Below are 19291 nucleotides of genomic sequence, written 5' to 3'. Positions count from 1 at the left end.
GCACACCACGATTCCGGTGGAAATCGACGGACGGTGTTTTCTTACGGCGTCACCGGAAGCCTACTCGAACCAGGGAGGCGTCACTCGAGCGCTGTCGGGACCAGGAGACCGCTGTGTCAGGACCGAGCGGTAGCGACACCGACACTCACGGGGTGCTCTGCGACCGTGGCTACCAGCGACCGTTTACGTGGGAGATAATAATACCGCTGAGCCGTCTACCTGCGTGTAATGCCGACTGTTAGCGTTGTTATTCCGACCTACAACCGCGAGGAGATCCTCCCGCGGGCGATCGATAGCGTCCTCGCCCAGACGTACGACGACTGGGAACTGCTCGTCGTCGACGACGGCTCGAGCGACGACACCGTCGCGGTCGTCGAAAGCTACGAGGACGACCGCATCCGGTGTTTCGAACACGGGGTCAACCAGGGGGCAAACGCCGCCCGGAACACGGGGATCGACCACGTCGAGGGCGAGTACGTCGCCTTCCTCGACTCCGACGACGCCTGGGCCGAGACGAAACTCGAGAAACAGCTCGCCGCCCTCGAGGCAAAACCCGACGACGAGGACTGGGTCGCCGCCTACTGCGGGTTCGAGATCAACGCCGCTGGCAGCAGCTGGTGGCTCAAAGAGCGCGTCGCCGCCGTGCTCGCGATGGCCGACGCGGACCGACCGATGGAGGGCGGCGAGGAACTGATCGGCGAGGTGCTCGCCGACAACATCCACTCGGGAGCGGGCTCGACGCTCGTCGTCGAAACCGACGTCGCCCGCGAAATCGGCGGCTTCGACGAGGAGCTCGAGCGGTTCCAGGATCCCGAGTTCCTGCTTCGTATCCTCGAGGTCGGGAAGCTCGCTTACGTCGACGAACCGCTGGTCACTCGCTTCGAGACGCCGGTGCCCGACGCCGAAACGATCGAACGCGCCGACGAGCAGTATCTTGGAACCTACGCCGACACCGTCGAGGAACTCGAGGCCGAGGGCTACGAGATCCGAGCCGCACACAACCTCGTACTGGCGAAGCTGTTCCTGCGGGAGGGAGCGCTCCTGAAGGGGGGGAGCTACCTCCGACGCTCGAACGCGAACGCCCGCCACGGGCCGGGGCTCGCCTGGGCCGCCGCACAGGGCGTTCGCGGGCGAGCGACGCCGGCAGCGGTCGCTGGCGTGGCCGGAGTCGCGACGGTCGCAGCGATCGCCTGGACCCGTCGCTGAGTGGATCGCCGCGGTCGTCGTGGACGGAATCGGCGACGGATCAACACACCTTTCAGTCGGCTCCCCCTACCTGTCGTATGGGTTTTGGTAGCTACGACGAGTCCGAGCAACAGCACCAACAGCAGGACGACGAGGAGGTCGACGCCGTCAACGTCCACGAGAACGACCACGATGGGAAGATGACGTTCGAGTCGGAGCTCTCGACGAACGAACTCGTCTCCCAGCTCGGGGAGATGAAAGACGACGAGTAGCAGTCGTACCTATCGCGTTCTGGTCGATTCGTACTCGAGAGAGAGCTCCCCATCTCCCCCTCGTTCGACCCAGACGACACCGTCCGCGAGCGCCGATAGCGACTGCATCGTCGGCTCGTCGTGGCGAGTGTACTCGACGCCGACCGTCACGACCCCGTCCTCCGGGTCGGCAGCACTGAGAAACGACGACAACACCGTCGCAGGCGGAGTCGCGGTTTCCTCGAGAATCGGACTCACCGACGAGATTGAGAGCGAGACCGGGGCCGGTATCGAGCCGGAGAGCGCGGTCCGAAGCTCGGAGATGGCGACGGCCGTCCGTTCGATATCCCCGGGCACCGGCGTGTGGATCGTGGGGTCCGACCGGTAGAGTGCGGTCAGGCTCTCTCCGGCCGTCGTATCGATGACGCCGAGTCGGTCGAACCAGCCCCGGGAAAGCTCCTCGAGACAGTGCTCGAGTCGCGCGGAGCCGTCGGTGCCGGTCGTGACGGCGATCGCGTGGCTTTCGGGTTCGGTGTACTGTGTGAGCACGGCGAGCGGGAGGTCCGGACGATCGATGTCGGCCGGAAACGCGACCAGCAGGGTTGTCCCCGGTGCGAGGGTGGCTGGCACCGACTGCTCCACGAGCGCGATACCGGCGACGTCGATCGGTGGGTGTATAACGGGAGTCATGGGAGAGATCGGCCCCGGTCTGCGTGGCCTCGGCGGTCGCTCGACGGAGTTCGGCCGTCGCGAGCGCGACGGAAGGAAACGAGTCGGAACCGAAAGTCAACGTAGCGTTCGTCGGCGAGTGTGAAGTGTGTTTCGCTCCTCGAGGCGGCGGTGAACCGGGCGTTCAGGTGCGGAAAAACTGTATCAGGTCGCTTTCAGCATTGAACCGGTGGACCCATCGACAGAGCGGCTCCGCACGGGAGCCGATCGGATCGGGAAAGCCCACGAGAATCTCGAGGATCTCCGAGAGGCTAACGGCGTGGAAGAAAATCGCGAACGCGAGGAAGACGAGCAGGCCGGCGGGCGGGACGACGAATAGCGAGAGTGGAACCATTCCGATGATCGGGAGCGAGATGGGAACGGAGAGCGCGTTCGCGAGAGCAAAGATGGGGACGGCGGCGACGGCGGTCGTTGCGACGATCCGACTGAACCGGGAGTCCGAGACGGGGTCGAAACCGACCTGCCAGGCGCTCCAGACGTGGAAGATCGCCATCGAGCCGTAACCGACCGAGGTCGCGACGGCCGCGCCGTGCATGCCGTATCGCGGGATCAGAAGAACGTTGAGAACGACGTTAATCACCGCTGCAGAGCCGGTCGCCATAATCGGATAGCCGAGCTCACCTTTTCCCTGACTCACCGCGAGGATCGGTCTGGCGAGCGCGAAGCCGAGTGCGCCGGGAAGCAACAACAGCAGCGGCATGACGACGGGCTCGGAGCCCGCACCCCAGTAGATGGGGACGACGTCAGGCGCGAGGGCGGCGATTCCGAGCGCCATGACCGCCGTCAGCAGGAACGTGTACCGTGTCGTCCGTGCCGAGAGTCGGGAAACCGCCTCGTTCTTGCCCTGTGACCAGAGTTCCGACGTCGAGTGGACGAACACCGTCTGGAGGGCGATCGGAACGAACCAGAGGAACTCGGCGAACACCAGCGCCGCCTTGTAGTGACCGACCTCCTCGCTCGTTCCGAGCGCCTGCAGCATCATCACGTCGATGTGATACAACGACATGAGCATCAGGATGAGGACGATTGTGAGGGAGTTGAACGCCATCATCTCCCGTTTTGGGAACGATTCGTCGGGGAACTCGAGAACGCTCCGCATGGACTGATAGGAGTTCAAAACGATGATTCCGAGCGTCGCCGCGAGCGCCGTCGAGACGATCTGCCCCAGCAACGCGCCGACGACGCCGTAGCCGAAGTAGACGAGCGGCAGCGCGACGAGAACGAACGCAATGTTGTACAGAACCTTCAGCGGCTCCGAATACTTCTCGAGTCCGAACCCCATCAGTGACTTCCGGGCGAACGTCCAGTACTGTGAGGTGACGATCATCCCGATCAGAACGTAGAAGTAAAGGGTGAACTCCTGACTCCAGACGAACGCAAAGAAACCGAGATACGTCAGAACTCCGACGACCGCGACGCCGACGACCGCGAGCAGGGTGGCGAGTCGAAAGTAAAAGCCGATCACGTACCCCTCCCAGTTCGAATCCGTCCGGTCTTCGGCGACGTACTTTCGAACGCCGTCTGCGACGCCCGAGCTAACGAAGATCATGATGATCGCGTGTGCAGAGATCACCGTCGCGTACGCGCCGAAATCGGCAGGGCCGAGCCAACGGTAGAGGATCGGCGTCGAGATGATCCCGATAAACATGTAGACGAACTTCCCGATGGCGACGGAGAGAATTCCGCTCAGTAGACTCCGTTGCACGGAATCACCCCAGAAGGAGAACGTGTACTACACGCCACCGTGTCGTGAGTGCGATGGCGGCGGACGTGCTGGGAACCGGATACACACATATGCGGGAGTTACTGGCAGTTGGCTATCGGAGTAGTTTATTATGGCTCTACTAGGAATGCGGGCTTAGTACGTGCCTAGACGGTTTCCCGGCGAGGAGACGGAGATCCGATAGCGACGGCCGTGAGAAGAGGGGCGAATCGTCCGGAGGTTATACGTACGCGTTGCGATCGAAAGAAGTCCCACCGTTGCGGTCTCTGACCCCGTTGTAGATCCGACTGTTGACCACCCGGGTGCCGTCTGCGACCGGGTCGATCTGGATACCGTGTTGGCCTCGATCAGACCGGAGGTACGACCCCGTAACCAGCGGGTTCTTTCCGTGGGCGAGCACCGGATAATCCGGCGTAATAAGCGTGCTTCGGGAGACGAGCGTGTCATCGGCGACGATTTCGACACCCCGACGCCCAGGCGAACCGTCGGTCACCACGCTACAGCCGCGAACTTCGGAGCTATCACGGTTGAGTCGGAATGCCGACGTGTGACTTTCCGCGCCGACGTTACCTCGAACGGATACGCCGGAGAGAACCGCCCGTTCGGGATTAGCAACGTCACTGGACCTGAGAAAGACGCCAAAGCCGCCGTTCGTCTCCATCCTGATATTTGTGTCCGAAACCACCAGTTCTCCGGTGTTTCCGCGCGTAACGATGCCGTCGCCGACCGTGTCGCCGCCGACGAAGACGTCACAGTCGCGGAATTCGGTGTATTCGCCCCGTCGAACGAGGATCGCTTCACCGTTCACCGCGTGGAGGTTCATCGTCGTATCACTGACTTCGACGTGCCCGCCCTCTTCGATACGAACTGCGTTCTGTCGCTGGTCGTTCGGGCGGTTCTGGTCGACCTCGAGGAGCGCGCCTTTGATCGAACTGTTGCGACCACCGATCCGGATCTGGGCGACGTTACTGTTCCTGTAGTGGCCGCCGCGAACCTCGATGCTTCCCGTCCCGCCCTTCGCGTAGAGTCCGTTGTCCGGGAAACCACCGAGTTCGCAGTCTCGGTAGACGAGCGTTCCCGCGTTGAAGGCGTTGGAGATGATCCCGGTCGGGCCGACCCAGAGATTACCGGCGTGTACCGTGTTCTCGTTGTACTCGCCGCCGTGGCGGGCACGGAATCCATCGATGAGGCCGGTGCCTGCCGAATCCGCGATCGCAAAACGGCCCGGACCCCACGTCCCGCTGTCGTGATAGCCGACGAAGTCGATGTCGCGAACGAGAAGGTCATCAGTGACGTCGGCGTCGATCAGTCGCAGTCCCGTGTCGTCGGCCCGCCAGTCGATGTTGAACCCCTCGAAGTGCAGTCCGGTACCTGGCGAGTTCGGCGTTCCGAGGTTGAACAGTCGGTGATTTCTCGGACGGTTGAAGTTGTGGTAGTCGGCGGGAACCAGATCCGCCTCCGGACCGTACATCCCGAAGTTCCTGAAGTTAGTAAACCGGAACTCCTCGTTGAAGTAGTACCTGCCGTCGGGGAAGTACAGGAGCGTGTCGTCGGTTTTGAACTGGTCGATGATCGGATTGACCGACTCGTTCAGCCTGGTGTGCTGCGCGCCGGCGGCCGTCGGATCGGCACCCTCGTCGACGACGTTGATGACGGTTCGGTACTGATCGAACAGTTCCTGACGACCGTCGTTCGCAGAGGCGCTCGAGGCCATCATAGAAACGGCAGCGGTCGCACTGGCGATGCCGGAGAGCACTGACCGGCGGGAAACCGAAGAGGAGGAGCGGGTTTCTGTGTTGGTGGACGGATCGGCGGTCGTTCTGCTGTCTCGCATTGATACAGAGATAGAACAGTTTCGGTGAATATCTGCGCATTAATATCAACAGCATTTATAATATATGTCGTGACTTTCGCGAGATAATCATACATTCAAAAAGTATTTCTGGGGATATTGTATAGATAGACAAATAGTAGAGGACAGTGTGTCGGGACGGCGAACACAGCCGACTCTCGGGCAGCATCGATCAAAAAACGGATCAGCGGGTGAGAGCCGATCAGGTCAACGACGAGCCACAGAGCTCGGCTATTGCCCGGCGAAGCCGCTGTGAAATCGCGGACTTCGAGACGTCCAGACGGTCAGCGAGCTCGTTCTGTGAGATGCCCCGTGGAACGTTGAAATATCCCTCCTCGTAGGCGACAGTGAGTAATTCCTGTTGTTTCGGGGTGAGGCCGACGACGCCGTCTTCACCGTCGTCCGACATCCGGAGGTGGTTTACCTGAAAGGTGATATCTCGTTCGCGACAGTGTTCGTTGAACGAGACGAGTGCATCCCGTCCCGGGAACCGGAGTTGGACGATCCAGCCGTCACGCGAACTGGACGTATCGAGGATACGACCGCCAACCTCCGCCGTCTTCGCGTCGAACGTGATCGCGCAGTCAGTGAGCCGGACGCGGTAGACTCGTCGACTGGGATACCGGTCGACGAGCACCGGATCGTCGATTGTCGGATCGGTTTCGAGGGCGGTCTCGAACTCGTCGAACGTCGGGCCGTAGGCCGTGATGAACAGGACCCTCTCGTCGCCCGACAGCGTCGTCCAGTACTCGGGTTCGACGGTGATTTCGGGACTCCGTCGAAGCGTCGGTCGCAAGAACAGGTCGGTATGATCCAGGCGGACCTCGGCGATGATGCCGCCTTCGGCTTGCGACCGCAAGCCCGCACGTTCGGAACCGGCTGTGCCGGTGCTCACGGTTTCACCCAGGTTCCCACACGATAACCCTGGTAATTACTTATTGTCTCACACGCGCTCATGAATTTCCATATGCGCACCCGACCACATGACCGTGGGCGCTATATGTGTAACGGTCACCAGCAAGCGACACAATATATATTCATAGTTGATGTTTATAGAACGATTTGTACCCGAGCGATGGCCGAAAAAACCCCGCGCCCCCCTGCGATTAAGCGGTTCGTAATCGGTACGGGTCGGTCGGATCACCCGGTAGTTTCTCGCTCGTCGAACAAGAGCGTGAACAGTTTGCGCTCCGCCGCCCGGAAGTGGCGGTTGAACGTCGGCTGAGAAACGCCGAGCGACTGGGCGACCTCTTCACCGGTGCTCTCGCGGGGCCACTCGAAAAATCCGCTGTAGTACGCCGTCTCGAGCGAGCGGAGCTGGCGGTCGGTCAGCGTCTCGTAGAGTTCGGCGCTGAACGCCTGTGGCGGCTGCACCGATCGCTCGCGTTCGCGACGCGCGATGAGTTCAGTTCCCGGATGCTTTCGCTCGAGCATGCTAACGAACGAGCGGACGTCCGCACCGCCGGGCAGTTCGACCAGCAGCCGCGTTCGATCGCCGTCGGCGTAAATCGACCGCAAGACGCCCCCATGGTCTGCGAGAGTCACCGCGATCGTCGATCCCGACACGGTGAGTTCGAACAGATACCCACCATCTCGCTCGGCGATCAGTCGAACGGAGCCGACCGAATCCAACTGCGCCGCCGCATCACGGAGCGCCTCGGGAGTGGTTTCGGTCGCAGTGACGAATACGGTCGTCTCTTCGCCCGAACGTGGGACGACCGTCTCGAGGTCGAGCCGACACGACGCCTGCGTGGCGATCGCAGAGAGCAGTTCGTCGGCCTCACGCATCAGCAACTCGAGTTCGATGACGCTGTCGGTGAGCAACGCCTTCTTGGCCTCGAGCGCACTGATCGCGTACGCGATCGTCTCGCCCAGCGCCTCGAACACCGTCTGTGTATCAGCGTCGAACGCCGACGGTCGACCGGCGTACAACGTAAGGACGCCGTAGACGTACTGGTTGTACACGAGCGGGACGCTCAGTATTGACTGAAAGCCCCGATCGAGGGCGGCCCGCCGCCACTCGAGACCGCGCGGTTCGCGGACGACGTTGTCGACGACCGTGGGTTCGCGGGTCGTTGCGGTTCGGCCCGACGGATCGCCCGAATCGGCGTCGATCGCCATCGTCACCGAGTCCAGGTAGCCGTCGTTGTGTCCCGCCCACGCTCGCGGGGCGATCTCGTCCATCGCGACGCTCGCTTTCCCGATCGTCGCGAGTTCGACCCACTCGAGTTCGGCGAGTTCCTCGCAGGTGCCGCGTTCGATCTCCTCGCGGCTGTCGGCACCGACCAGGAGTTTGCTGATCTGGCGACGACGCTCGTCGATCGCCTCGAGTCGATCGAGACGCGACTGCGTTCGCGACAGTTCGAGTTCGCGGTCTCTGACGTTCGACTCGCGCTCGAGGCGGGTGAGCGTCACCTCGGCGGTCGCCGCCAGCGACTCGAGGGTGTCCTGCTCGTGACGGGCGAACGCATCGGGACTGGAGGCCGTCGCGAACAGGACACCGATCCCGTCGATCGGCACCGCGAGCACGCGGTCCGCTCGGACGCCGAGCCGAGAGACGAACGATTCGACCGTCTCCCGGTCGTAAACGGTCGCCTCCGTTCCCTCGAGACAGCGGCCGAGAACCGTCTCCTCGCGCGCGAGCGTCGGCAGGTCGAACGGCGGTGTCGAGTCCCTCGTCGCGAACGCGACCGGTCTGAGCGTGTCGTCGACGGCGAGATAACAGCCGACGAGATCCGCTTCGACGAGATCGACCGCAGTGTCGACGACGGTCTGACAGACGTCGGGTCGGGTTTCCGCGTCGAGAAGCGTGCGCGTCGTCCGGTGAATCGCCGCAACCGTCTCCGTCGAACTCCGGCTGTCGGTGGCGTCGCGGACGACACAGACCGCCCGGTCGTCGTCCGGCAGCAACACTACCGAAACGGAAACCGGGCGGGAACCGGTCGGCGTCTCGAGGGTTCCCTCGATCGGGTCCATTCGCCTGACGACCGGTGACCGAAGCCGCTCGCGGATCGAGCCGACGACTGACGCCGGAAACAGCGAGTCGAGCTCCTGGCCGACGAGCGCGTCGATGTCGAGCAGATCGAACATCGCGGCGTTGGCCCGAGTCACCGTCGGCTCCTCCTGTTCCAGATCGAGGACGAACACGCCCGACTCGAGGGCGTCGAGGACGGCTTCGAGGCGGTCGGCCCGATCGCGGCGATCGCCCGCGGCTGTCTTTCGGATCGTGACGTCGCGTGCATACACCGAAACACCGGCGTGGGTGGGATGGACGTACACCTCGAACCACGCCTCGAGGGGCTCGTAGGCCGTCTCGAACTCGACGAGGGTGCCGGTCGTTCGGGCCTCGAGCAGTCGCTCATAAAAGGAGCCGGTGACTGACCCCGGGAGAAGATCCCAGACGACGGTTCCCTCGAGCTCCTCGGCCGGCCGATCGAACAGCGTCGTCGCCGCCTCGTTGGCGTACGTGAGCTCCCAGCGCTCCCCGAGCGTGAAGAACGGATGGGCCAGCTCGTCGGCGGTTTCGGCGAGTCGGTCGGTCGGCTCCGGGCGGCCGATCGCATCGGTAACGGTGAGGACGACTCCCTCGAGATGCGGATCGGCCAGCCGGTTCGTGTACGTCACCTCGGCGACGTGCCAGGTTCCGTCGGCGTGTCCCAGCCGGAGCCCGTCCGTCCGGGTTGCGCCGGTCGTTTCACCGGCGACGGTTTCGAGCGTCCCCTCGACGGCGGCGCGGTCGTCGGGATGGACGAGTCGATCCAGACGGGTTCGTTCGAGTTCGTCGGGCGTGTATCCCATCTCCCGCTCGAACGCCGGACTCGCGTACTCGATCTCACCCGACGCATCGAGAACCAACACCAGCGCGTTCGAGTGCTCAAGCACCGATCGGTAGTGTCGCTCTCCGTCCGACTGTGATTCGAGGTAATACCGTTCGGCCGCGTTTCGTACCCGTCCGACGATCAGTTCGTGGGGGTCGTCGGGCCCCACGACGTCGGTCGCACCGGCTGCGAGCGCTTCGGCCGTCGCCGGCTCGGACGCAAGCGCGAGGACGGGAACGGCCGGATCGGACCGTCTGATCGTCTCGAGTGTGCGCCGGCCGTTCGACTCGAGATCGTAGACGATGCAGTGGACGTCTCCCTCCCCGAGCCGTTTGACCGCTTCGCTCGCGGTCTCCGTTCGGACCAGCGACGAGCCGGGAAACGACGTTTCGAGGGCGGCCGAGGCAGCTGCAGTCCGCGTCGAATCGCCGACGACGAGAATCCGCGGCGCGTCGCCGCTCGCGAGTGTCGTCGCTGGATTCATCGGCGCCTCACCTCGGGAGAGTGCGACTGCTCGAAGAGGAACGAACGCCGTCGGTCGCGAGCGGACGGGCGGTCGCTCCGCGGACACCGTACCGAGACGGTCGGATCGGCCACGTTATTCCTGAGTTTCGATGGATCACGGTTAATTATCGGTATCGTATCCCGCCGGTGCCGACGATTAGTAGCTCGATAATAACCACCCCCGTGGGACGTAGGTGTACACGAACACGATCGACCAGTCCGTCGATTCCGCCCGTCACTACCGCCTACGACCCCATATGGATCGCGATACACTCCTGACTGCCTCGCTTGCCCTGTGCTGTGTCTTCGCACTCGGGACCGCGGCGACAGCCCTCGAGTCGTCGGTTTCGACGGAGCCCGGTGAACTCATCGACCTCGACTACGAGAGCCTGCCCATCAGCACCGGTGAGGCAGAAGAGCTCCGGGAGCAGTACGAGGAGGGTCCCGACGCCAGCGACACGGGTGGGAACGACGGTCCGGCCGAGAGTCTGATCGATCGGCTCCTCGCATTGCTCGCGGCACTGCTGGAACTGCTCGCGCGGGCGCTTCCGGCGCTGGTTGCACTGACGGCCCTCGTCGTCGCGGTTCGACGCCGTCACGCGATACTTAATCGCGTGCGCGGGAGCGGTAACGAGACGCGAACGACAGGCTCGCAAACGCTCGCCGACGGCGAGCCGACCGACGACGTCTCCAGGGCCTGGTACGAGATGATCCGCCGACTCGGCCTCGAAGAGCGTCGCGAGAAGACGCCGCGAGAGTTCGAATCCGAAGCCGTCGACCGGGCCGCCGATCCCGACGCCGTCGTCAACCTCACCCGGACGTTCGAGGACGTCCGCTACGGCGAGTACGAGCCGACCGAGGACCGCACGCGGCGCGTTCGAAACGCCCTCGAGCGGGTGCTCGGACGCGAATCGACGCGCACAACGGAGTCAGGAGCCACCGAGACGAACTCACGGGCCGACGAGACGAACCGGCGGGATACCGACTCGCGGTCAACCGGCGACCACGCCGTTCGAAGCGACGGCGGTGATCGGCGATGAACGTTCGGCGACTGGGGCTGGGTGCCGTCGGCGCACTCCTCGTCGTGCTCGCGCTTCTGACCCCGATGAGTGGGGCGGTCCCCGTCGAGACGCTCGAGGGCGCGCTCGGAAACGACCTCTACGTCATCGGGTTCGTGGCCCTGATCAGCGTGCTCATCGCCATCCCCATCGTCGTCTCGGGGCGCAGTTCGACCGTCGAAGAGGCCGAAATGCCCGATCCGGAGGCCGCCGTCACGGTCCCGCACGCGGGCGCGATGATCGATACGCAACTCGAGGCCTGGTGGACACACCTGCCGGTCGTCGGCCGGTCGCGACGAGCGGCGATCCGTGACCGCCTCGAGCGCTGTGCGGTCCAGGCCCTCCAGCGGACCCACGCCTGTAGCCAGGAGCGGGCGCAGGAACTCGTCGAAACCGGTGAGTGGACCGACGACGACCGTGTCGGCCGGTTTCTGGCCGACAATCGGCGGCCGACGCTCGCCGACAGGGCCAGTGCGCTGGGCGGCGGGACCACCTGGTTCGGTCGATCGGTTCGCCTGACCGTCGACGAACTCAGCGCCCAGCACGAGCGACAGTACACCGGTGAGACGAATGAGTGACGCACGACAGCCGACGGCCGACGGCTCGAGCCAACCCGGGCGAGCCGACAGTTCGGGCCGTCTCGAACGAGGCGGAGACGACTCGAGCGAAAACGGTCGGTCCGCAGGGAACGAAACCCCGGGTGGAATCCACCGCCCGTCCCTCAAGGGAACAGGTCGCCGGACGACACGCGCCGAATCGACGAACGAGCCGTATCCGACCACCCGCTGGCGAGGGATCAGCGCGGTCGCTCTCGTCGCGCTGGCAGCCGGAACTGGGCTCACGACGAGTTCGCTGTTACTGGTCGCCGTCGTTGCGGTCACGTTCGTCGTCTACCCGCACGTGACGAGCGCACCCGATCCGGAGCTCGAACTCGAGCGAACGATCCACGCGGACGCACCCGCGCCCGGCGACGAGATCGAGGTCGAAGTGACGGTGACCAACGTGGGCTCCTCGTGGCTCCCGGATCTGCGACTCGTCGACGGTGTTCCGGCGACGCTGAACGTCGTCGACGGCTCGCCACGGCGCGGGGTGAGCCTCTGGCCCGGTCGATCCGCGACCGTCCAGTACTCCCTGGAGAGCCAGCGCGGAACCCACACGTTCGAGCCTGCAACCGTCGTGAGCCGCGACCTGAGCGGTGCCAACGAACGCGAGACGACGGTCGCGACTGACACCTCGATCGACTGCACCGGACGGTCGGCCGACGGCGCCGTTCGGGCGGAGCGACTCTCCTCTGTCGGAACCATCCCGGCTACCAGCGGCGGCGAGGGAACCGAGTTCTACCGCACCCGGGAGTACCGCCGGGGCGACTCGATGCGTTTTATCGACTGGAACCGGTTCGCGCGGACGAACGAACTCACAACCGTCGAGTACCGCCAGGAGCGTGCCGCAACCATCGTGTTACTCATCGACGCCAGGGAGATTGCCTACCGGGGCCGGGACGGCGAACCGCACGCGGTCGCCTACAGCGTCTCCGCCGCCGGACAGCTAGTCAGGTCGCTCCTGCAGGGCCGAAACCGCGTGGGGCTCGCGACCGTCGGCAAGGATCCCTGCTGGCTGCGCCCCGGCGTCGGCAGCGATCACGCGGCGGCCGTCGGCCGGACGCTCGGGACGCACCCCTCGCTGTCGTCGACGCCACCTCGCGAGGAGATCGACCTCGAGGCACAGCTCGAGACGCTGCGTCGGCGACTGCCGCGGGACGCCCAGCTCATCCTGCTCTCGCCGCTGTGTGACGACGCCGTCGTCGATGCAGCCCGCACGCTCGAGGCTCGAGGACACCCGATGAGCGTGATCAGTCCCGACGTGACCGGCGACGACTCGGTCGGCAGCCGTTTCGCCCGCATCGAGCGCGAAAACCGGGCGTCGACGCTCCGAAAGTCCGGGGTCCCCGTCGTCGACTGGGAACCTCCGGCACCCCTCGATACCGCCATCGCGAACGCACAGGAGGCGCGCCGATGAGCATCGCTACTGCAGTCGACCGACCCGCCTCCGCGAGTTCCGCACTCGCCGTCTGCGTCGCTCTCGGTGCACTCTTCTTGCTCGTCGATCTCGAGGCGGCGCGACTGGCGGTCGTACTCGAGGGCGCCGGTCTCCTCGTGCTCGCCGTCGGGCTGTTGCTAACGAAACGCGACCATCTGGTGAGCGGTATCGCCGTGGCGGCAATCGGCGGCGGCATCGTTATCGCTGCCGTTGCGCTCGCGGCGAGTCTCCCACGAAACGCGGCCGCGATCGCGATGATTCCGGGGCTCATCGGCGTCGCCGTCCTCGCGCTTGCGGTTATCCCGCTTCGCGGGGACGGCTCGCCCGGTCTGGTCAAACTCGGCTGCGGCCTCCTCCTGCTGGCCGCGATCACCGCCGCCGTACTCCAGGAGGCCGGAACGACCCCGGTCGTTCTCGCCGGGGCCGGGACGATCGTCGCCTGGGATCTCGCGGACAACGCGATCAGCCTCGGTCGACAGCTCGGCCGGAGCGCCCGGACCATCGAGGCCGAACTCGCCCACGCGCTGGCTGTCGGCGTCGTCGCGGCCGCCGGCGTTGGTGTCGCACACCTCGTCACCGACGTCTCGCGTGAGTCGCTGTCGTTTTCCCAGCTGCTCGTCGTGCTCCTCGGCGTCGTCGTGCTCCTCGCGGCGGTTCACGACTGAGCGGTCTGAAAACGCCGGCTAGCGGCGAGGTATTCAGCGGAAACGTGGTGTGTCCCGGGGTAGACAGTTCACCGGAAACCCGGTGTCCGGAGATTGAGCAAAGTGGAGGTTCAGGGACGAACGGATCGGTGATTTAGACGGTCCGCTCGAACCGACCCCTAGAACACCTCGAGGACGAAGATCGCGAGGTACAGTTGACCGAGTCCCGCGAGGATCATCACGCCGCCGGCGAGTCGCTCGAGCGTCGGTCCGGCAGCCGCGAGTCGACCCCCGCCTGCGAGAACGCCGATTCCGGTCGCGATCGTCAACGAAATCATCAACAGTGCGATGCTTCCGACGTAGGCCGCGAGCACGAGCGCGCCCTCAGCCGGCGAGAGCGAGAGCGCACGCCCGACCACGCCGATGAACAGCGGGGCGACACAGCCCGCCGCCGCCAGGGCGTAGCCGGCACCGAAGATTCCGAAGCCGGCGACGCTCGAGCGACGCTTCGGCAGCGAGATCGTCAACGAGGGGGCCCGGTCGAGAACGACGAGAACCCCGAAGACGACGAGGATCGCGCCGACGATCGGCTCGAAGTACACCACGTTCGAGAGAGTCGCGTGGCCCACCCAGAACGTTGCGCCGAGAAGGACGGCGAACGTTCCGAGAACACCGACGCCGGCGACGACCCCCCGGCTGATCGATCCGCCGAGCGTCGCTCGCTCGGCTTCGGTCTGGCTCACGTAGAACCCGACGTACCCTGGCAACAACGGGTACGCACACGGGGAGAAGAACGTCGCGACGCCGGCCATCAGCGCGAACAGGATCGTCGGCGTCAGCGAGACGTCGGCCATCGGCTACGCCTCGAGCGCCTGCTCGATGCCGGCGACGAGTTCGTCTTCGGTCTTTACGCCGCTGTCGGACCACTGGACCTCGCCGGTAGCGTCGATCGCGACCGCCGTCGGATACCCCGAGAAACTGTAGCGTTCGGCGAGTTCGAGCGCCGGATCGAGGCCGATCGTCCAGTTTCCGTCGTGGTCGTCCCACCAGTCCGCGATATCCTCGTCGGGGATCGACTCGTTGGTCACGGAGAGGAACCGCACGTCGTCGCCGAGGCGCTCGTGGGCAGCCGCGAGCGCGGGCATCTGTTTGATACACGGCTGGCACCACGTCGCGAAGAAGTCGATGAACGTTGCCCGGTCGGGGACCGGAATCTCGAGTTCGCCGGCCTTGCTGCCGGTCGCCTCGACCGTTTCGACGGTCATCCGCTCCGGTTCGCCGTCTTCGGACGCCTCGTCGACGAGTAGATCGTCCGGCAGCCCGCGCAGTGCGAGATAGCCGCCGCTGCCGAGAACTCCGACGCTTGCGACCCCCGCGAGGACGTCGCGTCGGCGCATCTCAGCCCTCCACCACCGCTCTGAAATCGTCGACGATCGGTTCAATGTCGATCTGCGTCGCCTGCGGATACGCCCGCTCGACGATCCCTCGTTCGTTGACGAGCAGGATCAGGTTGTAGTGGGTGAAGGTGTACTCTCCGTGGTCGTGGTCCGAATGGTTGCCTTCGGAGCCGTCCTCGGAATCGTCGTGTCCGTGGCCGTGATCATCGTCCGCCGTCTCGTTGCCGGCGTGGTCGCTCGAGTTGTCGGCGTCGTCGGCCGTGGCCGGGTGTTCGTCCGAATCGATCCGCTCGACCGGCATGCCGAAGTCGTCGTTGATCACCTCCATCCCCTCCTCGTAGGAGTCGGGACGCAGGAAGTGAAAGTTACCGGCCTCGAGGTTTACCCCCTGCTGGTCGGCGTACGCCTCGAGTTCCTCGGGGGTGTCCCGCTCCGGATCGAACGTCATCGCCAGGAACGCCGTCTCATCATCAGTTCCCCGCTCGAGTGAGTCCTCGTGGGCACGCCTGAGTCGCAACAACAGCGCCGGACACGCCCCGTCGGGGCAGGAGGTGAAAAAGAACGTCATGAGATACGCCCGCTCGCCCTCGAGGGCATCAGCGGAGATTTCCTCGTTCGCGAGCGGGTCCGGCAGCGAAAACGACGGGATCTGGTCCCCGTAGGAGGGATGTGACGCCTCCGCCATCGATCGCTCCGGCGGATCGAGAACGGCTCCCTCGGCCCTCTCGCCGGTGTCCCCAGTTCCATCGTCTGCAGCCCCGTCCTCTCCGAAGACGGAACCGGTGTCGAGACAGCCGGCAAGACTGACGACTCCAGCACCCCCAAGCGAGCCGAGATACGTACGCCTGTCCATACGTGAATCGTAGGAACGAGCGATAAAGTGCTCGTTGGTTCTTTTCTGGGACGGGGAATCCGCATCGTACCGCATGAACAACGCAACCTCGAGGGGAACTCAGAGTAACCTCGAGAGGAACTCAGATCAACCTCGTGGACGGTCTCGAGGGTGCCCTCTGAGCGGTCTCGAGAGTGTCCCTCGAGCGACACCCCGGCGTACCGACCCCTGAAACCCGGATAGATACATTCCACCGCGGGTGGTTCGTCCTCACGATGGTGTCAGCCACCCAGCGGGTCGGGCTGGTCGTCGCCGGACTCGTCGGAGCGTTCCTCGTGATCGCCCTCGAGCCCGTTTCGGCCTCGAACGTGGCCGCTGGACTCGGTTCGGAGCGGGAACTCGTCGTCCCTACCTGGCTCGTCCTGCTCACCGGCAGCGTCGCCGTCGGCGCGTCGGGACTGCTCGCGACACTCGTCACCGATCGGGCGTTCGTCGACTCGCTTCACGAGTGGTCGTTGCCGCTCCGGCCAACGCCCACACTGGTCGCTGCAGGTGGCGGGACGGCCGGGGTCGTTGCACTTCTCGGCGTCGTGGTCGTCGGTCTCGAGGGGCCAGCAACGCCGACGGCGAACCTCGCCGTCATTCTGGTGTTCGTCGGCCTCCGTGCGATACTGCCGATGATCGCCTTCCTGGTGGTGAACCCGTGGCCGACGATCGACCCGTTTCGAACGATCGCGGAGGGGATCGGTCGGTTCTTCGAGGGGGTCGGTCGGCTTTCGGGCGCCGTTCCCGGCCGAGAAGGACCTCGAAGCGGCGGGCTCCTCGCGTATCCGACCCGGCTGCGATCGTGGCCTGCCGTCGCCGGATTGGCGACACTCGTCTGGCTCGAGATCGTACTACCGGTTACGGCGGATCCGCGAACGCTGGCGCTTCTGGTGGTCGGATACACCGGATATACGGTGTGTGGCGCGCTGGTGTTCTCCCCGTCCGTCTGGTTTCGCCACGCGGATCCACTGACCGTCGTGTTCCGGCTCTACGGAGCCGTCGCACCGATCCAGCGGACGGATACGGGGGAGAGGTGCACGCTACGGCTGGTACTTCCCGGTGCTCGGCTTCGAGACGGTGACGTACTCGTCGACTCGAGTGAGGTCGCCGTCGTCATCCTTCTGGTCTGGGAGCTAACGTTCAACGGATTCGTCGTGACCCCGCCCGGCGCGGCGGCGGTGTCCACACTCGTTGCGGGTGGGCTCTCACCCGCCGCCGCATACCTGTTGGTGTTGGTCACCGGCTACGGCGCGTTCTGGGGAGTGTTCCGTTTCGCAACCGCGATCGCCAGACGAACTGCACCGACGTATCTCACCGCGGAGATCCTGTCTCGCCGGTTCGCACCGCCGCTGCTCGCGATCGCTGCGGGATACCACCTCGCCCACTACGTGTCGTTTGTGGTCTCGCTCTCGCCGGCCACCGTTGCCGCCGTCACGAACCCGCTCTCGCCGCCGGTCGTGCCGACGGTGCTCGCGGTCCCGGGCTGGGTCGGCGGTCTCGAGATCGGTTTTCTTCTCGTCGGCCACCTGCTCGCGATCTGGGTCGCACACGCGACCGCGTTCGATCTCTTCCCCGGACGGCTTCAGGCGATCCGCAGTCAGTTTCCGTTCGTGCTCGTCATGATCGTCTACACCGCGTTCAGCCTCTGGCTGCTCTCGCTGCCGACGACGCCGCCACCGTTCGTCGACGCCTGAACGAACGCGAGCCCTGATCGGGAGTGTGGTGACAGCCCCACCAACGAACCGGGTCCGGCTACCGACTCCAGTCCGGCTACCGACCCAGAGTCCGGCTACCGACCCCAGTCCGGCTACCGATCGGGTTTCGGCCGCTGAACCAACAGGGATTTTTCGTCCACCCCCCAAGTTCTCGTGATGAATCGCCGCGGGTTCCTCGGAAGCAGCGCCGTCGCCGGCGGGTTCGCACTTGCAGGCTGTCTCGAGCGCCTCGGCTTCGAAGAGCAATCTGCCTGGGAGGACCAGCCTCTGGTCGAGGATCGCCCCGACGCGGTCTACCTGCCAGCCTCCCAGGAGGAGATGGGGACGTACGGCACGGCCGACGACGGCGAGTACGCCGTCGAACTCTCCTACACGATACCCCACCGCTTCTGGGTCGTCGCGGGCGACACCGAACGGGTCGACGTCACCACGGACGACTCGTTACACCTGATGTGTACCGTCTGGGACCGCAAGACGGACACCGTCCTTCCGGTGAATATCGGCCTCGAGATCGTCGAAGACGGGGAAACGGTCCTCGAGCGACCACCGTGGCCGATGATCTCCCAGCGGATGGGATTTCACTACGGAGACAACGTTTCGCTCCCCGGCGAAGGAGAGTATACGGCCCGGGTGCGCGTCGGTCCGCTCGACGTTGCCGGAACCGGCGCGTTCGAAGACCGGTTCGAGTCGACGTCGACGCTCGAGATCGATTTCGAGTACGTCCGATCAGACATCCACGACCTCGGGTTCGAACTGATCGATCACGACCGACGCGGAACGCGCGGGGCGCTCCCACTGATGGACCACGGCGATCACGAGAGCAACGACCACAGCAACGGAGAACACGGCGACGGTCATGCAGACCACAGCGACAGCCATATGGACGACGGTCACGGCGACGATCACAGTAACGGTCACGCGGACGACGATCACAGCGGCGACGAACACAGTGACGGCCATGACCTGCATCCACCCACGTCCGAGGGACGGCCACTCGAGGAACTACCGGGAGACCTCCTGCTCACCGAACAGACCGGTGATGCAATGCTCGCGGTTATCGAACGGTCGGCCGGTCCTGCCAGAACCGACAGAGAAGGTAGCTATCTCGCGGTCTGCCTCCGAACCCCATACAATAATGTCGTCCTTCCGTTCACCTCGCTCTCCGTAACGATCGAACGAGAAGGGTCTACCGTCGTCGACGAGCGACTCGAGGAACGACTCGATGACGAGTTCGGTCATCACTACGGTCTCGCAGTCAACACCCTCGAGTCCGACGACGAGATAACGATCAGCGTCGATTCTCCTCCACAGGTATCCCGCCACGACGGCTATGAAACCGCCTTTTTCGAATTCGAGGACGTTTCCACCAGCTACTGACGAGCCAGAGAAACGATTGGCTTTTCGGACGCTTGCTACGGAGAGAGGGAGTCGGAAGCAGCTCTCACGGCCTAGTTGAAAAGATTCGAGAAAGGTAGCGGTCGCCGGATCCCGCCGAATCCGA

At 64.6% G+C, this 19291-nt stretch carries 16 protein-coding genes; 8 read left to right on the top strand and 8 right to left on the bottom strand.

The annotated features are described in order from the left end of the window. Positions 1-228: 228 nt before the first annotated feature. Both AC6I6S_RS19920 and AC6I6S_RS19915 read left to right on the top strand, forming a co-directional pair. A complete protein-coding gene (locus AC6I6S_RS19920) occupies positions 229-1206 on the top strand; it encodes a glycosyltransferase family 2 protein (RefSeq protein ID WP_497952670.1) in 978 nt (325 codons plus the stop codon). 77 nt (positions 1207-1283) lie between these two features. Then, positions 1284-1457 carry a DUF5786 family protein gene (locus AC6I6S_RS19915; RefSeq protein ID WP_497952669.1) on the top strand — a complete coding sequence of 58 codons (174 nt, stop codon included), beginning with the start codon at positions 1284-1286 and terminating at the stop codon, positions 1455-1457. Positions 1458-1466: 9 nt separating this feature from the next. Here AC6I6S_RS19915 and AC6I6S_RS19910 read toward each other — a convergent pair whose 3' ends face one another. From AC6I6S_RS19910 to AC6I6S_RS19890, 5 genes are all read right to left on the bottom strand, one after another. Next, positions 1467-2126 carry a DUF7504 family protein gene (locus AC6I6S_RS19910; protein ID WP_497952668.1) on the bottom strand — a complete coding sequence of 220 codons (660 nt, stop codon included), beginning with the start codon at positions 2124-2126 and terminating at the stop codon, positions 1467-1469. Positions 2127-2289: 163 nt separating this feature from the next. Then, complete coding sequence (locus tag AC6I6S_RS19905; RefSeq protein ID WP_497952667.1) at positions 2290-3870, bottom strand: oligosaccharide flippase family protein; 1581 nt, start codon at positions 3868-3870, stop codon at positions 2290-2292. A 238-nt stretch (positions 3871-4108) separates the two neighbouring features. After that, the gene (locus AC6I6S_RS19900; RefSeq protein WP_497952666.1) at positions 4109-5722 is read right to left on the bottom strand and encodes a right-handed parallel beta-helix repeat-containing protein; all 1614 of its coding nucleotides are present in this window, start codon (positions 5720-5722) and stop codon (positions 4109-4111) included. 220 nt (positions 5723-5942) lie between these two features. Further along, the gene (locus tag AC6I6S_RS19895) at positions 5943-6647 is read right to left on the bottom strand and encodes a helix-turn-helix domain-containing protein (protein ID WP_497952815.1); all 705 of its coding nucleotides are present in this window, start codon (positions 6645-6647) and stop codon (positions 5943-5945) included. A 233-nt stretch (positions 6648-6880) separates the two neighbouring features. Next, the gene (locus AC6I6S_RS19890; RefSeq protein WP_497952664.1) at positions 6881-10042 is read right to left on the bottom strand and encodes a bacterio-opsin activator domain-containing protein; all 3162 of its coding nucleotides are present in this window, start codon (positions 10040-10042) and stop codon (positions 6881-6883) included. 277 nt (positions 10043-10319) lie between these two features. Between AC6I6S_RS19890 and AC6I6S_RS19885 the strand changes: the two genes are divergently transcribed. The 4 genes from AC6I6S_RS19885 to AC6I6S_RS19870 are packed head-to-tail and all read left to right on the top strand — an operon-like array spanning position 10320 to position 13822. Beyond that, positions 10320-11102, top strand: a complete 783-nt coding sequence (locus tag AC6I6S_RS19885) for a DUF4129 domain-containing protein (RefSeq protein WP_497952663.1) — start codon at positions 10320-10322, stop codon at positions 11100-11102. Then, positions 11099-11698, top strand: a complete 600-nt coding sequence (locus AC6I6S_RS19880; RefSeq protein ID WP_497952662.1) for a DUF7269 family protein — start codon at positions 11099-11101, stop codon at positions 11696-11698. The genes AC6I6S_RS19885 and AC6I6S_RS19880 overlap by 4 nt, the downstream gene beginning before the upstream one ends. Continuing rightward, a complete protein-coding gene (locus tag AC6I6S_RS19875) occupies positions 11691-13136 on the top strand; it encodes a DUF58 domain-containing protein (RefSeq protein WP_497952661.1) in 1446 nt (481 codons plus the stop codon). Before AC6I6S_RS19880 ends, AC6I6S_RS19875 begins: the two co-directional genes overlap by 8 nt. After that, positions 13133-13822, top strand: coding sequence for a DUF7519 family protein (locus AC6I6S_RS19870; RefSeq protein ID WP_497952659.1), 690 nt, complete (start codon positions 13133-13135; stop codon positions 13820-13822). The genes AC6I6S_RS19875 and AC6I6S_RS19870 overlap by 4 nt, the downstream gene beginning before the upstream one ends. Before the next feature lie 158 nt (positions 13823-13980). Here AC6I6S_RS19870 and AC6I6S_RS19865 read toward each other — a convergent pair whose 3' ends face one another. The 3 genes from AC6I6S_RS19865 to AC6I6S_RS19855 are packed head-to-tail and all read right to left on the bottom strand — an operon-like array spanning position 13981 to position 16051. Continuing rightward, positions 13981-14655, bottom strand: a complete 675-nt coding sequence (locus AC6I6S_RS19865; RefSeq protein WP_497952658.1) for a cytochrome C biogenesis protein — start codon at positions 14653-14655, stop codon at positions 13981-13983. A gap of 3 nt (positions 14656-14658) precedes the next feature. Further along, a complete protein-coding gene (locus AC6I6S_RS19860) occupies positions 14659-15198 on the bottom strand; it encodes a TlpA family protein disulfide reductase (protein ID WP_497952657.1) in 540 nt (179 codons plus the stop codon). 1 nt (position 15199) lies between these two features. Beyond that, complete coding sequence (locus AC6I6S_RS19855) at positions 15200-16051, bottom strand: SCO family protein (RefSeq protein ID WP_497952656.1); 852 nt, start codon at positions 16049-16051, stop codon at positions 15200-15202. A gap of 254 nt (positions 16052-16305) precedes the next feature. Between AC6I6S_RS19855 and AC6I6S_RS19850 the strand changes: the two genes are divergently transcribed. Further along, a complete protein-coding gene (locus AC6I6S_RS19850) occupies positions 16306-17769 on the top strand; it encodes a hypothetical protein (RefSeq protein ID WP_497952655.1) in 1464 nt (487 codons plus the stop codon). Positions 17770-17946: 177 nt separating this feature from the next. After that, positions 17947-19167 carry a DUF7350 domain-containing protein gene (locus AC6I6S_RS19845; RefSeq protein ID WP_497952653.1) on the top strand — a complete coding sequence of 407 codons (1221 nt, stop codon included), beginning with the start codon at positions 17947-17949 and terminating at the stop codon, positions 19165-19167. The last annotated feature ends 124 nt before the right edge of the window (positions 19168-19291 follow it).

The organism is Natrononativus sp. DTA114 (genome assembly GCF_059736515.1).
This window is presented reverse-complemented; position numbering and strand designations above follow the sequence as displayed.